Origin of the sequence: Paenibacillus sp. RC334 (genome assembly GCF_030034735.1) — a bacterium.
Taxonomy (GTDB): Bacteria; Bacillota; Bacilli; order Paenibacillales; family Paenibacillaceae; genus Paenibacillus; species Paenibacillus terrae_A.
Genome location: NZ_CP125370.1, coordinates 895,965 through 911,594 on the forward strand (window position 1 = coordinate 895,965; position 15,630 = coordinate 911,594).

Here is a 15,630-nt window from a genome sequence, read left to right on the forward strand (position 1 = left end):
TGCATGGCAGAAGTGTTCATTCGCCGAGCATAGTCTTTTGAGTACATAAATGAGTATATAATAGAAGGAATTCATTGCTTGATGCGTTTGTTAGTAGCTCTATGTTTACAGCTTGTCCGCAAACAGCTGTTCCTTGATATAAGAGACCGGCATTTCCTGGCCTGTCCACAGCTCGAAAGCAAGTGCGCCCTGCCACAGCATCATGCCCAGACCGTTAATGGCGGTTGCGCCTACGGATTCAGCTTGCTCCATCAGCTTGGATTTAGCAGGGCTGTATACCACATCAGTCACGATCAGGTCGGAACGAAGCATGGATGTATCTTCAAGCACGCTTTTGCCTTCCAGTGGTTTCATGCCGACACCTGTTCCGTTTGCGAAAATATGACTTGTGCGGATCTCTTCACGCAGTTGTTCTTGATCTTCCAGAGGATATATATTCGCTTTGACTTGGGTGTGTCTCATATCTTCATTAATAATACGGACATTTTCTTCTGCACGGGCAAAGAACTGATCGTTACGGGCAAAGATTGAAATTTCAGCCAGACCTGCTTGAGCCGCTTCAATAGCAATGGGTGTAGCTGCGCCGCCAGAGCCGACGAGTGTCATTTTTTTACCTTTCAGATCAATACCGTGTTCACGCAAGTTACGAACATAACCAGATCCGTCTGTGCTGTAGCCTTTCAGCTTGCCGTCCGTATTCACGACGGTGTTGACGGCACCTGTAAATTTAGCGCTGTCGTCCAACTCGTCAAGGTACTGCACAATGGCTGTTTTGTTTGGCATGGACACGTTATAACCGCGTATGTTCAGAGCACGCATCCCCCGTACCACTTCTTCCAGTAGTTCATTTCCTACTTCAAAGGCCATATACGCGTTGTTCAGGCCCAGTTTTTCAAACGCAAGATTATGCATAGCCGGGGACAAAGAATGTCCGATCGGTGTAGCAAGCAGTCCGATTAATTGTGTTCTTCCGTCAATACGTCCAGCATTTTTCATGATATAAGCCTCCAAGTTATCTGTGTAGTTTAATGAAATACTTTTTTATATCGATAAGCAACAAACACGGCCAGCAAAATACTGACTACGGCAATCGCAATATCCAGAATGAACACGGAAGTAATTCCGAGGCTCTTGGACATGCCCCCGGTAGCTAACGGCATCAGAATGAACGAAAGACTGGCTGCAATGTTCACGAGAGAAGTCGTAGTTCCTTTATTCTTGCGGAAAAATTCAGTCATAACGGTGAGAGCAATTTGGAATATACCTGCGGTAGACAATCCGATTAAGAACGAACTGATTATAGTAGCGACAGGATTGTGCCATGTAATTAAAGCCAGCAAGGAAAGCAAGGCAATAAACGGATACACAATCATGACGGTAACCGGTTTAATGAATCTGCCAAGTACCACGGCTAGCAGAATAACGGAAACCAACGAACCTATACTATAGTAGCTTAGCAGTTTAATAGCACTGGCTTTGTCCATGCCAAGAGCTTCTTGTCCAAAGGTAGGAAGCCATAGCTGCACGACCATGAACAATAGAGTGGAAGTAAAACCGATAATGATCAGAGAGAGCCCCTCTTGCCAAAACTTAGGCTCACTTCGGAATGTATCCATGGATTGAGCAGCCTCGGTTGTAGCCTTTTGTTCCTCCATTTTGTGATTGGGAAAGGCTGTCATCGACAAGAAGATACCACTCAGCAGATAAATACCTGCCGGAATAAAGAAGGAGTAGCCATAGAACATATTGTGATCGATAAAGAATGCAATCATGAACGGAATAACAATGGCACCGATAGAAACGGATGCTTTGACCAAGACCGTTGCAGATCCGGCTTTTTTTCCGAAACCTTCAATTAATGCGGGATACGTTCCCGAATCCATCATGGAGTTACAAAGCCCTGCGATAATAGCAAATACGAATGCCAACGTATAGTTGGGTGCAAGGGGAATACCGATCAGGAAAATTAAATAAGCAAATGATGCAATCACAACGAGTGGCTTTCTTCCATACTTGTCTGACATTTTCCCGGCTACCCCGAGCGCCAGCAGCTTGCCGATCCCGATGGCTGACACCAGATAACCGATGGCAGCCTTATCCGTGTTCAATTGCACGGTCAGGAAGCTCATATTCGAGGAGAGAATAACATTGATCATACCCAGAAGAAAATAGTTGATGTAAAGCCCTGTTGCCATTCTGATATAAGGATTTTTCATGAGTATAGCTCCCAACTTAATTTTTAGATCAATGGTTTAATAGTGAAAAAATTCACATTGTTTCTATGTCTTTATTATATAAGGAGTGTTATTATAAATCCAATGCATATTTCTATCGTTTTCCATAGTTTAGGTCTATAATTTAAAAAATAAATTAAAGAAGGGAACTACATAATTATGAACCTGAAGCACCTACAATATTTTCGTGTACTTGCAGAGATGGAGCATTTTACCCAAGCAGCTTTACGACTATGTATTACTCAACCCAGTTTAAGCCATGCGATTTCAGAATTAGAAAAGGATCTGGGGGTTCATTTGTTTGAAAAGCAGGGGAGGAATATTCGGCTGAACAAATACGGACGATTTTTCCTGAAATATGTGGAGCATGCGATGGATGAATTGGAGAAGGGAGAGCACAACTTGCGGGAATTGGTTAGTCCAAGCCATGGGAATGTGGATCTGGCGTTCATTTACACGTTAGGCTCTCACTTCATTCCAGCGATCATTCAGGCCTTCTCGGCCTCGGATGCCCGTAAAGACATATCCTTTTCTTTTCACCAAGGGAACACGAACGATATTATCCAGGGCTTGAAGCAGGAGCATTATGATGTGGCGTTCTGTTCGCACATGGAAAATGAACCGGACGTTGAATTCATTCCGCTGGCTCAGCAGGAGCTTGTTGTTATTGTTTCACCAGATCATCCGCTGGCTTCGCTGGACCAAATCGATCTCAAGGATACGGCGGCTTATCCTTTTATCTTTTTTAACAAGAAAAGCGGTATCCGTCCCATTATTGAAAATTTGTTCGCCAAAGTAGGTGTTACTCCAGAGATCATTTGCGAGATTGAAGAGGACACGGCGATGGCAGGGCTGGTATCTGTGAATTACGGAATTGCAGTCATGCCTCGAATTTCATCGTTGGATTATTTTAACGTCAAAACATTGCCCATTGTTAATCCCGAATACGAGCGTTTTATCTATCTGGCGAGCATCAAAAACAGGTATTTATCCCCGGCTGTAGTGGACTTTCGGAACTTTGCGCTAAGCTACGGTGAGGAATTTTATCTGAAAACGCATCAGCGTGTCTAAATGTGTGTCTCGCAATATTTAAACTTGATAAATTTTAAAATGTGTTCTATACTTCATCATCGACACAGATGATGTGAAATGATTCACATTATTGGCACCACAAGACTTACTCACAAAAGCAGGTGAATTCACGATGAAACGTTCTTCTTTTCCAGTGGCGTCCGGCCTTTATGTAAACTATCTTCTGTTTGGTATGTTTAACATTATGCTGGCGTCACACATGTCCTTTTTAACCGAGCATTTGCATACAGATCAGGCGGGAATCAGTCTTCTGGTATCCGCAATGGGATTTGGCAGGCTGTTTACGCTGTACATATCCGGGGTGCTTTCCGACCGTTATGGTCGCAAGCCGTTTATTATAGCCGCAGGGCTACTAATGGCCGTTTTTTTGGTTGGTATACCGCTAAGCCCCAGCTTTGAAATTGCGATGGTGCTGGCAGTGCTGGCAGGTGTAGCGAATTCTTTTCTCGATTCAGGCACCTATCCAGCTCTGATCGAAGCTTTTCCTCAATCTTCCGGTTCGGCTACTGTATTGGTGAGAGGTTTTATATCCATCGGAGCAGCGTTTTTACCGTTAATGATTATCTTTTTTATGAATCACGATATTTTTTACGGATTCTCATTCTTTTTACCGGCACTTATATTTGCTCTGAATGCGATTTACCTGTTCAAAATGAAATTTCCAGACATGCGGGTTCAGGCGCCCAAGGAGCCAGTTCACGATACTACCGTGTCTGACGTGGAACAAACGGTGGATCTAAAATCAAATGACCGGAGCAAGCCGCGCTTCTGGCAGGAAGGACTGTGCCTTATTGTTCTCGGCTTTACCGGGCCTACCTTGCTGTACATCGTTCAGTTGTGGCTGCCTACTTTTGGACAGCAGTTTATCGGTATGACTGAATCAGAGTCCCTGAGGTTATTAGTCTATTACAATGTCGGTTCTCTCGTATCCGTGTTCGTATTGGTGATTGTGTTAAGAAAGTGGATCAAACCTGTTCACATTATTCTCATTTATCCATGCATTTCTTTGTTGGCTTTTGGAGCATTGCTCCTTTTCAAATCACAGGCTGCGGCCATTATTAGCTCATGTGTCATCGGGTTTTCCATTTCGGGTGTGCTTCAGCTGACATTGACCGTGATGAGTGAATTTTTCAGTCAACGTAAAGGACAGATTACGGGATTTATTTACACGGCAACTTCTCTGTCATACACGGTCATTCCTGTGTTTACGGGGTTCCTTTTGAAACATTCCCAAATATCCAGTGTGTTCATGCTGGCTATTATTGTGAATGTGTTGGGTATAGTGCTGGCGGTATTTGTTAATTTCCGATACAGTACAGTTTTTCCAGCGAACCGCAAATTGCCCTCCAAAATCGCGCTGGAAACGGAATAGTAGGACAGGCTAAACCTAATCATCAGCTGGCTTATTCAGAATGCGTTATACTATGAAATATTGTAAATGCTCGATTTAAAACTATGATTTGGGAGTGAGTTAGATATGGAAAAAATCGTAAAGGTGAAAGATGTTTTGATCGGTGAAGGCGCGCCTAAAATCTGTGTTCCGATGGTGGGAGAAACGTTGGAGCAACTGAAGGAAGAAGCTGCCTATTTGCGTACACTCGACTTGGATATCGTGGAGTGGAGAGTCGATTTTTTCGAGCATGTAGAGGATTTGGAGAAGGTTAAGGCTGCCTTGATTGAAATCCGGTCCATCTTGGCGAATATTCCGCTCGTCTTTACGTTCCGCAGCGCCCGGGAAGGTGGGGAAAAGGAAATCAGTACAGCGAGTTATGTGGAGTTGAACCGCACGGCAGCCGAAACGGGACAGGTAGATATCATTGATGTGGAGCTTTTTAATGACGAAGCCGATGTGAAGGCGCTGGTGGAAGCTGCGCATAAGCATAACGTATCCGTGATTATATCCAACCACGATTTCCAGAAGACACCGTCGAAGGAGGAAATCGTATCTCGGTTGCGTAAGGCGCAGGAGCTGGGAGGCGATCTGCCTAAAATAGCAGTTATGCCAACAAATACGGCCGATGTACTGACCTTGCTGGATGCCACGCGTATCATGGCAGAGGAATATGCAGACCGGCCTATTATTACGATGTCGATGGCGGGAAAAGGTGTCGTGAGCCGTCTGACCGGAGAGCTGTTTGGTTCGGCTTTAACCTTTGGTGCCGCTAAGAAAGCTTCCGCGCCGGGGCAGATACCTGTCACTGAACTGAGAGAGATATTAACAGTGCTGCACAGTCATTCATAAAAGACACATGGTATTAATGCTGACAACCCAAGTGCCAGCATCCAAAAAAGGAAGGTCCGCATGCAGTAAGCATGATGGAACCTTCCTTTTTGTAACTCTAATTCAATCCACGAGTAGGCTCATACAGTTCCCAACCGAGATTTAGAGTTTGAATAATGTAGTCTGCGACTTCTTCCGCATCCAGCTGATCTGTATCGATCTTGGAGTGATTTACCGCGTAAATGTCCTGTCTGGAACGGAAAAGAGCTTCGATTTCGTCCAAATTCTTGTTTTGCAGATTGGGACGGGTATCGATGAGCATCTTGAGTCGATCCTTCCAGGATTCCCAATTTAAATCTAAAAAGAAGACGATAGATGAAGCCAGGCAAGCCTGTTTAACCTCTTCTTGTAAAAAGGCACCGCCACCAACCGAGATGACTTTCAGGCGGGTATTGCTGCATAGTTTGAGAATATGCTCTTTTTCAATCTCACGGAATCTTTTTTCTCCATATGTTTTGAAAATTTCTGTTGTCGGCATGTTGTACTCTTGTTCAATCTCCTGATCAATATCCACAAAGTCCCGATACAGCTTGCGCGCGAGATGGGAACCGATCGTTGTTTTGCCTACACCCATAAAGCCAATGAGCACAATATTCTGTTCTCTTAATGGAATCTCTCTCTTGTTTTGCACCATAACCACTCTTTTCTCACCAGTAATGTTGAGATGTAACGCTTCAAAGCGCTAAATACATAAATACATTATACGTTCATCAAACGTGTCATTCAATAGCATAGATCACTTTAGGAGAAAGGTACAAGATAAAATGGTGTTCATCACCATATGGATGATATTGAACATGTAAGACGGACGGATTAGTTCATAAAGTAATTTCATGCGTAATTTCTCGAAAAATAAACTTGTACAAGCATAAAAAAGGCAATATTGTGTACTTAATTGAAAAAAAGGACATATTTTGCCGAAAAATATATTGAAATTACTGGAAGTTGGATTATAATAGAGTTATGCAAATTGTAAATGAAATCGCTGTATTTACAATTTGTGTTTAATTAAATTTATGTGATTTGATAACTTTGAACCAAATACCAAGTATACATATGTAAATAATAATATATATTTCACAGACGTGTATTGGTCAATGGGTTCATTGTACGAAGGTGGTGATACGGTCTACGCACTCTAGTCAACGAAGAATTGTGAGACAGGAATAAAAAAAATATCTTCGAGAGGGATGAATTGAAATGAACACAAGAACAGCCAAAGTATTGAAAAAGGGAATGAGTATCGCTTTATCAGGTATGCTGGTTGCTTTATTTGTTGGCAATTATTCTGCTCATGCAGCTCCAGAAGTGGTTAGTAAAACCATTCTTGTAAAAGCCGGAGAAGTATACGATGGTAAGGGGAAGACGGTAGCCGCTGATCCAAAAACCTTGGGTGACGGAAGCCAGGCTGAGGCCCAAAAGCCTATTTTCAAGCTTGAAAATGGTGCAACTTTGAAAAATGTGATCATTGCTGCCCCTGCTGCGGATGGTGTGCATGTGTATGGCAACGGAACCATTTCCAACGTAACGTGGGAGGATGTAGGTGAAGATGCATTGACGCTTAAAGAAAAAGGTACGGTAAACATTACGGGCGGTGGAGCGTTCCATGCATATGATAAAGTCTTCCAAATCAATGCCGAGGGCACGATTAACATTAAAAACTTTAGAGCCGATGATATCGGAAAACTGGTTCGCCAACTGGGCGGCTCTACCTTCAGAGTGAATATGACTTTGGATAAATCGGATATTTCCAATGTAAAGGATTCGATCCTGAGATCGGACGGTCCTAACAGCACAGCTAAAATTACGAACACTCGTTATCACAATGTGCCACAATTGTTCAAAGGCTTTAAATCCGGTAATACGAGTGAGTCTGGCAATACTAAATATTAATCGGAACAGGATAGGAGCGGGGATGGAAATCGAGAGATTTTGATTCTATCCTTGTATAGATTGAAAATAGGGGCTGTCCCACAGATCGTCTGGATCTGATGGGACAAGCCCTATTTAGCTTTTATTTGTTTTTTGTGCCGCCGGAGGATACCGTTGGAACGCTCAAAAGACAAGCCGGGCTTCGTTCAGAACGAGTACTGTGATATGATCTTGCTATTACATTTTATACAAAAAAGTTGGGAAGCTATGAATCTATTTCATCCATATGTGAATGTTGACGGTACTTTGAATGATACGCAGGTGTGGAGTCGGGAAGTTTTATATACAGGTACAAATGGTCGGCATGTAGAACGTTTTTACGTGTCACCTTCTGAGAGTTATGTGTTCAAGCCATTAACCAATGATGAGCAAGCAGGCCGGGAGAGATGGGTGTATGAGCATGTACTTCCTTCACTACCGTCGGTTTATCCCCGATTGCTTGCCTGCTCTGATTCAGAGGAAGATGGCGGAGTAGAATGGATGATTTTTGAGGATCTTGGTCCGTTGCATCATCTACACGAAGAACAAGCGATGTTGCGGGCTGTTGGACTTATAGCAGGGTGGCATGCTTTGCCGCCGGATCGTTTTACCGGAATTCCACTGCGAGGACCGAAGCCGCTCATTCAGGAATTGGTTTCTGAGTTGTACATACGCAAGCTTGATGTGTTGAAGCTTTGCAGCTCGTTAGGGTTTCCTAAACAGCAGGTTCAGCGTATCTATGCACAGCTGGATCAGTTCGCTTTTTCACCGCAGCTTGTGTTGTCTCATGGTGATCTTCATCCGGGCAACTATGCGCTGAGTGGGGAGCGGCTGATGGTGCTGGATTGGGAGCATGCCCATTTGAACACACGGCTCTGGGATGTGTATCATCTGATCGACATGTCCCACCCGTTGTTTCCCCGGCGTATAACGTTCGACTTGCGAATTCGCTTGCTGGACAGGTATTTGGAGCAGCTGGACCTGTTGGGAGCAGGACTGGAGCGAGGCGTATTTATGCAAGAATATGGCATGTTTGCTGTGGTATTTTCGCTGTGGATGCTGTTGTTAATTGAAAGTGATTTGCGAAGGATCGGAACGGAATTGCATATAAACAGTGATAAATGGTCAAAAGAGCAATTAGAAGCCCAACGGGGCGAGGCGTTAGCCTGTTTGAACCAATGCGCAGCGATGCTGGAATGGGGACAAGTCAGAAGGTGTGAATAAAGAGTTTGAGCTGCAGCGTGTGTACAGATCGTAAACAAAGGTGGGGACATATATGAAAAAAGTCGGTTTGGTCATGAGAAAAATACAGTTTGCCGAAGCGCAGGGCCCGCGTATTTTTGCGGAACGTCTGAAGCAGATCGGGCTGGAGCTGGGCGTGGATATCGTATTTGTGTCACCGGAGCGCCATGTTAGCAGCCATGACTGGCTTCCCGGTTATGAGCATGAAAAGGGTGATCTTGTTAATTATGACGTGGTGCTCGACCAGCTTCATGAGCAGCAGATTGAGGATGTTATTTATACGGTATCCGGCTTTACATATTTGAAAATGTTTTTTAAAAACAGCGTGCTTTTTCCGCACAGTTTTCCTGATCCGGCGCTTACAGGCTATGAGATGATGAAGCCTTTTTATCAGATCGTGGACAAGGCTATTGTGCAGACTGACTTTCTAAAGCAGGAGATGGCATCCAAATTTGGTGTAACCGATGTGACGGTCATCCCGATTGGATTTAATGAGCGGCTGGTGGAAAAGTATTTTGACCCTTCGCAGGTCGTGGAGAATCGGGTGATGTGGATCGGAAGGGATGAGGAGAATCGGCGTCCTGATCTGGTGCTGGAGTATGCGCGGCATAATCCCGACAAGGAAGTTTACATGGTGTTTGGCGGAGAACGCTACAAGGAAAGCATGAAGAAGTACGATATCTCTGACAATGTAAAGCTCCAATTTGCGTTGACGCAGGATGAGGTATTTGCGCTGATGAATACGGCCAAAGTTTATTGGAGCTGCTCCAAATTCGACACGTTTGCGATGCCGTTGACCGAAGCACTGGCTATGGGTAAAATCGTCGTGAAGCCTGAGCATCCTTGCTACGGACATATCAGCTCCACGCACTCTTTTTCGGGCAATGAGAAAAACTGGTTCGAGCTGGTCAATATGGCTGCTGCCTCGCCTCGTCGGGTTTCCAAGGAAAATCAGGCGTATGCCATGGAAAAGTTTTCGAGCAGGGTGATGAAGCAGGGATATCGGGACTTTTTTGAGAATTGGTTAAGCTGAGCAGGTAACTAAATGAACTGCAATCAAACTGCAAGTTAAACTGCAAATAAACTACAACTTCCTATATTTCCATTGTATCTGTCCCCTTTATTTGTATACCTAAAAGATTTGAAAAAAATTAATATCGAAAGTGCGATAAGGTTAGTTTTTATGGGTTTAAAAATCAAAAGAGATCCCTGTGTGACTTATCACAAGAATCTCTTCGATGTTTTGCAGTGCTGATATCAAATGGGTCCAAGCTCAATATCTGTAGCCAAGGTTTCTCTAACGAGTTAATCAATTTAGGATTGTATCCCCGCTACGGCTTCAGATTGAGCCGTTCTGCGGTCGATGACGTAGCTGACCAGCATGAGAAGCAGGCCACCGACAGTGATAAGAGATGCGACCCATGGGATGGCGGCGAGTCCCATTTGATTAATGACGACCCCGCCGATAAAAGCGCCTCCTGCATTGCCCAGATTCAATGCGGAATGGCTGGAGGTAGAAGCGAGCAAAGGAGCCTCATAGGCCAGATTCATGATGCGAACCTGAATGCCGGGCATAATGCCGAACGCGGCAATGCCCCAGATAAAGACAGTGATGACGGCCAGCACCGGGCTTTGTAGCGTGAACGTCAGGATGGCCAAAATAATAGCCAGTATGGCATAATTTGCGATCAGCGACGGGAGCAGCTTCCAATCTGCGAGCTTGCCGCCGACGATGTTGCCGATGGTTACGCCGAGGCCAAACAGGACGAGAATCCACGTAATGCTATGCTCGGCAAAGCCGCTAATGTCGGTCAGTAAAGGCGTGATGTACGTAAAGACGGTGAACAGGCTACCACAACCGACAGCACCTGTGAGCAGCATCAGCAGTACCTTCGGATTAAACAGGCTTCGGACTTCTTGTTTGAGACTGGAAGGCTTGTCCTGATGAGTGACCGGAATGTAACGGATGATGCCACAGAGAGAAATCAGGCCGATCACGACGATGGCTCCAAAGGAAGCACGCCAGCCGAGCTGCTGTCCGATAAAGGTGCCAAAAGGCACGCCGATAATGTTGGCTACGGTCAGTCCAGTCAGCACCATGGAGATGGCACCAGCCCGCTTATCAGGACGGACCAGCCGCGCCGCGATCAGGGAACCCACTCCCAAAAAGGTTCCGTGCGATAACGCGGTAGCCATACGGGCTACAATCAGAAGCTCGTAGTTGGGAGCAATGACGGAAAAAAGATTGCCTAAAATGAATATAATCATCAGCAGGCATAACAGCTTTTTTTTGCGGTACCTTGTGAGTCAATACGGTGAGCACAGGTGCGCCAATGGCTACACCAAGCGCGTAACTGGTGATTAGCTGTCCGGCTTGCGGGATGGTAACATGAAGATCCTGGGCTACATTAGGCAGAAGCCCCATGATGACGAATTCGGTCATGCCGATGGCAAAGGCACCGAGCGTCAACCATAGCAAGGAGGGGGGAAAGCGATGGGTTGTCAAATTTTCTTGAGTACTCATGAGTGTCTTGTATCCTCCTGAAAAATAGTAATGCGAGTATATCATTAGAAACGACATCTGGCGACCCATTTGCAAGAATTTTACATACTAAGCAGATAAGATTTATGTATTTTACAAAAGCGACAGGTATGAGCGGGTTAAATATGTTATTTTTATAGTATGGACCTATCCAAGGAGGATACAATGATGACGCTTAAAGTGGTACATAGTATTACAGATTTAATTGGAGATACGCCTTGTGTACGGCTCCAACGGTTAACCGGACCGCAGGATGCGGAAGTGTATGTGAAGCTGGAATACTTTAATCCCAGCGGCAGTGTTAAGGATCGGGCGGCGGGTAATTTGATTGACGAGGCGGAAAAGGCCGGACATTTAAAACCGGGTGGAACTATTATTGAGCCGACCAGTGGGAATACGGGGATTGGCTTAGCGATGAATGCGGCTGCCCGAGGCTACCGTGCGATTTTGGTGATGCCGTCGAATATGACGAGGGAACGAATCAATATTTTAAAAGCATACGGGGCTGAGGTTGTGCTGACACCAGCGGAGGAACGGATGTCAGGAGCGATTCGCAAGGCGCTGGAGCTGGGGGCTGAGATCGAAGGGAGCTTTATCCCGCATCAATTTGAAAACGAGGCCAACCCGGATATCCACCGTACGACGACTGCGCTTGAAATTTTGGAGCAGACGGAAGGCAAGCTGGACGTGTTCGTCGCTTCTTCGGGAACAGGCGGTACGATTACGGGAACGGGTGAGGTGCTGCGCCAGCATTTGCCGGATCTGCGGGTTGTCGTGGTAGAGCCGAAGGGTTCGCCAGTGCTTTCAGGGGGCAAGCCGGGTCCGCATAAGCTGGTTGGTACTAGCCCGGGATTCGTTCCTGCTGTACTGAATACGGATATTTATGACGAAATCGTACAGGTTTCGGATGAGGATGCGATTGCGATGACACGGGCCATTGCTGCTCAGGAAGGAATTCTCGTCGGACCTTCCAGCGGAGCTACAATATGGACGGCAATTCAGGAAGCTCGGCGCTTGGGACCGGGCAAACGGGTGCTTTGTATTGCCCCGGATACAGGAGAGCGTTATTTGAGCATGGGTATTTTCGGATAAAAAGAGTGAAGGAGGACCAACATGAAAATTATACCTTTACAGAAACGCAACATTTCGGATAGCCGTCTGGTGCTTGGCTGTATGCCTTTTGGCGGGGAATGGGATCGTACGCCGTATACACAGGAGCATGTGGTGGAAGCAGAACGAGCAGTAGAAGCTGCGCGTTTCATCGGCATTACGATGTTTGATCATGCAGATATCTATCGGGCAGGGAAAGCGGAAGAGATTTTCGGTCGAATTTTAAAGGGACAACCCGGCTTGCGCGAGCAGATCGTGATTCAGTCCAAGTGCGGTATATGTCTTCCGGAAGGTACGCTCCCGACCCGTTTTGATTTTTCATATGCTCATATTATGGAGTCTGTGGATGGTATTCTGAAGCGTTTGGGCACCGAATATTTGGACATCCTGCTGCTGCACCGTCCCGATCCGCTGGTAGAGCCAGAAGAAGTGGCGGAGGCGTTCAGCAAGCTCAAGGCATCCGGTAAAGTACGGCATTTTGGCGTCTCCAATATGAATGTAAGCCAAATTCAGTTTCTGGAGCGCAGCTTGGCGGAGCCGCTGATTGCTAATCAATTGGAGATGAGCCTGGCGCATCTGCACTTTATAGATCAGACGGTGCATGTGAATCAACAGGCCGGGACTAATGTCCATTTTGGCGAAGGCTTGATGGAATTCTGCCAAACGCAGGATATTCAGCTTCAAGCGTGGAGTCCGTTGGCACAGGGTCGTTTTAGCGGCAGTTCTTTGGACGGGCAGCCGGAGCGTATACGCCAAACAGCAGAGCTGGTACAGAAGCTGGCTGCTGAAAAGGAAACGACACGTGAAGCAATCGTCCTTGGCTGGATCATGAAGCACCCGGCACGCATTCAGCCTGTCATTGGCACCGCCAATCCAGCACGGATCAAGGCTTGTCAGGATGCTGAACGCCAGAGCGAGCTAATGACCCGCGACGAATGGTATACTTTATATGTCAGCGCGCGCGGCGAAAAGTTGCCTTAATATGTGTAAAGCCCATGCTTTGTCGATAGGACAGAGGATGGGCTTTTTTATGTAGCTAATCCTCTTCGTATCTGGCAAGTGCCCTGGCGGTTGTTTCCTTCATTCGGGAAATGAGCCGGGAGCCTTGGACGACCTTGACGCGTTTGCCGAGAAAGCGGATTTTGGACAGTACATATTCACATTCGTCTGCCTGAAAAGTGAGCGTAATACGATAGGTATCCACATCCTGAACATACTCCACCTCTTTCTCAAAGCAGGAAAAGGCATATAAAATACGAGATAATTCCCCGTTGTACATAGGCATAATTTCAATGATGCCCTGTTCTTTGCGTGACTCCAGAATACCGAGTATGCGTTGGGTGAATTTGTCGGTCTCTTCAGATGAAATTTTCTCTTTGGTGATGGTTGCGATGTTGGACAGCTTGGTGGACATCAGCGCACGGTGTCGGCGGTTGTACCAAAGCAGGCTCCATTCTTTTTTGACCATGGAAAATTCCAGCTTATACGGAAAGCCGGACATGCGTTCATGAACACGCCCGTTGCGCATTCTATAGCTCATACAAATACCTGAGCGGGACCGCAGGATGGGACGCAATATACGCAGGAGCGGATGATAAACCGGGGAGGCAGGAATGCGGGCCTTTTCCCTCAAGCTGCCATCGACCTCCAGCGACTTGTCATCTGCGAGCATCAGCCGAAGCTTATCGAGCGTAGACGGGGTAAAAGCTTCTGTCGCCGACGGATATGCCAGCATGGACTGGAGCCAGATTCTTTCCTGCGATGTGGTAGCAAAAGCGCCCGATTCATCCAGCCGCGAGACGATCTGGTAGTTAAATATTTTCTCGAATAGGCTCATAATAGGCTTGAAGCTCCTTCCATTCTTGCTTGAATTCCTGACGCAGCCGCTTGGGTTCCAACACCTCACAGCTTGATCCAAAGCTGCGCAGCCACGGTTTAATCTCGGTGATTCCGTTCACCGTAATTTCATAGATAAAGGATTCACTTTCTTCCTCCGTGATCGTTCCCCATTGCCCCTGTAACAGCACACGTTCCCGAATAAAGTTACGTTTGGCACCTTCAGGATTGAAAAAACGTACCCGCACCTTCACGGCACGCCCGGTATCCACAAGCCAGCTATACCGCGTTCTTTCTTCCAACACGGCCAGCAGGTCAGCAAAACGCTTCTCGGACACGGGTTCGCCCTCCGCCAACTGTGTCATGCCCTCCATGCGGAACTTCATGATCCCTTTGCCGTCCACCTGACCCAGCACATACCAACGTCCATATTGATGATCATAGATGACTTGCAAGGGAAGAATGGTGTGCTCACGGCCTTCGGTTTCTTTTTTCAAACAGCGGATTCGTGTTCTGTGACCCATACATGCTTCGTTTGGCCGCCGAAAAGTACAAAAAAGTTATACAGCGACGTTGCCGAATGGCGTGAAGAAGCGGATGAATATGTGCCTCATCCAGAATGCGTGAGTAATAGTGGTATTTGTATAAAAAAGGTTCTGCGATCTCCTGCACCCCCGCTTGACGGCGCATAGCTTTTTTCAAATGATCCCGCAGCAGATATCCCTGTACAGAGGGGAGGTGCGTATTCGCCATTACGTCCACAAAGTCATACAGGTCCAGTAATTCCTCGTCCATCAGTCCAGTGACCAAATCGTTGCGGACAGCATAGCGATAAGGTCTTCCTCCGGATTCCTTGCGAACCACGCCGACTTCGACGAGATATTTCAGGTCCGAACGGATCGTTTTCTCATCCGGCAATGCATTGTCGGCAGGCAATCCCTGGCAGCAGGCATCCAGCAGCTCCATGGTGGTCAATGGTTGTGACTGTAGCGCTGTCAGCAGAAGGGCCAAGCGGACGCTTTCCGATTCCTTAAGCGATTTGGCCCGAAACAGGAATAACAGTAGCGGATCAGCGGATTCATAGTAGCTAAAGCGCAGCATTTCATTGAAGTCATGTCCTTGCTCCGCTGGTAACTGTTGCTGTACGGATTGAACGATTTCTTTGAGACGCCGGATTGTTTTGTCAAAGGTATGTACCGAAATGCCCAGTCTGTCTGCAAATTGCTGTCGATTATAAGCGCCGCTCGTCAGTGTCAGCATGCGCAGAAATTGAATTTCTTTATCAAAGCTCTCTCTCGCCATGGCGGATTCCCCGTTTCTGTTGCCGTTCTCCGAAAACAAGTATCCCTATATTCTAACAGGGAAGGGATGCAGGAAAAAGG

12 protein-coding genes and 2 pseudogenes are annotated in these 15,630 nt (G+C 46.4%); 8 read left to right on the forward strand and 6 right to left on the reverse strand.

The features are described from left to right. Window positions 1–105 precede the first annotated feature (105 nt). Both QMK20_RS04350 and QMK20_RS04355 read right to left on the reverse strand, forming a co-directional pair. Window positions 106–996 (reverse strand): shikimate dehydrogenase, encoded by an 891-nt coding sequence (locus QMK20_RS04350; RefSeq protein WP_283654742.1) that lies wholly within the window; start codon window positions 994–996, stop codon window positions 106–108. Window positions 997–1,025: 29 nt separating this feature from the next. Beyond that, entirely contained in the window at window positions 1,026–2,216 is a 1,191-nt protein-coding gene (locus tag QMK20_RS04355) for an MFS transporter (RefSeq protein ID WP_283654743.1), read from the reverse strand. A 177-nt stretch (window positions 2,217–2,393) separates the two neighbouring features. On the opposite strand from QMK20_RS04355, the gene QMK20_RS04360 reads away from it, so the two are divergent. The 3 genes from QMK20_RS04360 (at window position 2,394) to aroD (ending at window position 5,568) form a co-directional block, all read left to right on the forward strand. Continuing rightward, complete coding sequence (locus QMK20_RS04360; protein ID WP_283654744.1) at window positions 2,394–3,305, forward strand: LysR family transcriptional regulator; 912 nt, start codon at window positions 2,394–2,396, stop codon at window positions 3,303–3,305. 133 nt (window positions 3,306–3,438) lie between these two features. Further along, window positions 3,439–4,698 (forward strand): MFS transporter, encoded by a 1,260-nt coding sequence (locus QMK20_RS04365; RefSeq protein WP_283654745.1) that lies wholly within the window; start codon window positions 3,439–3,441, stop codon window positions 4,696–4,698. Between the two features lie 105 nt (window positions 4,699–4,803). Next, complete coding sequence (gene aroD / locus QMK20_RS04370; protein WP_283654746.1) at window positions 4,804–5,568, forward strand: type I 3-dehydroquinate dehydratase; 765 nt, start codon at window positions 4,804–4,806, stop codon at window positions 5,566–5,568. 97 nt (window positions 5,569–5,665) lie between these two features. On the opposite strand, the gene QMK20_RS04375 is transcribed toward aroD, so the two are convergent. Further along, window positions 5,666–6,238, reverse strand: coding sequence for a shikimate kinase (locus tag QMK20_RS04375; RefSeq protein ID WP_283656196.1), 573 nt, complete (start codon window positions 6,236–6,238; stop codon window positions 5,666–5,668). 569 nt (window positions 6,239–6,807) lie between these two features. Between QMK20_RS04375 and QMK20_RS04380 the strand changes: the two genes are divergently transcribed. The 3 genes from QMK20_RS04380 (at window position 6,808) to QMK20_RS04390 (ending at window position 9,793) form a co-directional block, all read left to right on the forward strand. Continuing rightward, a complete protein-coding gene (locus QMK20_RS04380) occupies window positions 6,808–7,500 on the forward strand; it encodes a pectate lyase (protein ID WP_283654747.1) in 693 nt (230 codons plus the stop codon). A 204-nt stretch (window positions 7,501–7,704) separates the two neighbouring features. Beyond that, the gene (locus QMK20_RS04385) at window positions 7,705–8,742 is read left to right on the forward strand and encodes an aminoglycoside phosphotransferase family protein (protein WP_283656197.1); all 1,038 of its coding nucleotides are present in this window, start codon (window positions 7,705–7,707) and stop codon (window positions 8,740–8,742) included. A gap of 52 nt (window positions 8,743–8,794) precedes the next feature. Then, complete coding sequence (locus QMK20_RS04390) at window positions 8,795–9,793, forward strand: glycosyltransferase (RefSeq protein ID WP_283654748.1); 999 nt, start codon at window positions 8,795–8,797, stop codon at window positions 9,791–9,793. 281 nt (window positions 9,794–10,074) lie between these two features. On the opposite strand, the pseudogene QMK20_RS04395 reads toward QMK20_RS04390, so the two are convergent. Further along, a pseudogene (locus QMK20_RS04395) lies at window positions 10,075–11,284 on the reverse strand (MFS transporter). Window positions 11,285–11,470: 186 nt separating this feature from the next. On the opposite strand from QMK20_RS04395, the gene cysK reads away from it, so the two are divergent. Beyond that, window positions 11,471–12,394 carry a cysteine synthase A gene (cysK, locus tag QMK20_RS04400; RefSeq protein ID WP_283656198.1) on the forward strand — a complete coding sequence of 308 codons (924 nt, stop codon included), beginning with the start codon at window positions 11,471–11,473 and terminating at the stop codon, window positions 12,392–12,394. 21 nt (window positions 12,395–12,415) lie between these two features. Further along, complete coding sequence (locus QMK20_RS04405; RefSeq protein ID WP_283654749.1) at window positions 12,416–13,393, forward strand: aldo/keto reductase; 978 nt, start codon at window positions 12,416–12,418, stop codon at window positions 13,391–13,393. A 55-nt stretch (window positions 13,394–13,448) separates the two neighbouring features. On the opposite strand, the gene QMK20_RS04410 is transcribed toward QMK20_RS04405, so the two are convergent. Together QMK20_RS04410 and QMK20_RS04415 are read right to left on the reverse strand one after the other, a co-directional pair. Beyond that, window positions 13,449–14,249 carry a WYL domain-containing protein gene (locus tag QMK20_RS04410; RefSeq protein WP_283654750.1) on the reverse strand — a complete coding sequence of 267 codons (801 nt, stop codon included), beginning with the start codon at window positions 14,247–14,249 and terminating at the stop codon, window positions 13,449–13,451. After that, a pseudogene (locus QMK20_RS04415) lies at window positions 14,224–15,550 on the reverse strand (helix-turn-helix transcriptional regulator). Before QMK20_RS04415 ends, QMK20_RS04410 begins: the two are co-directional and overlap by 26 nt. Window positions 15,551–15,630 lie beyond the last annotated feature (80 nt).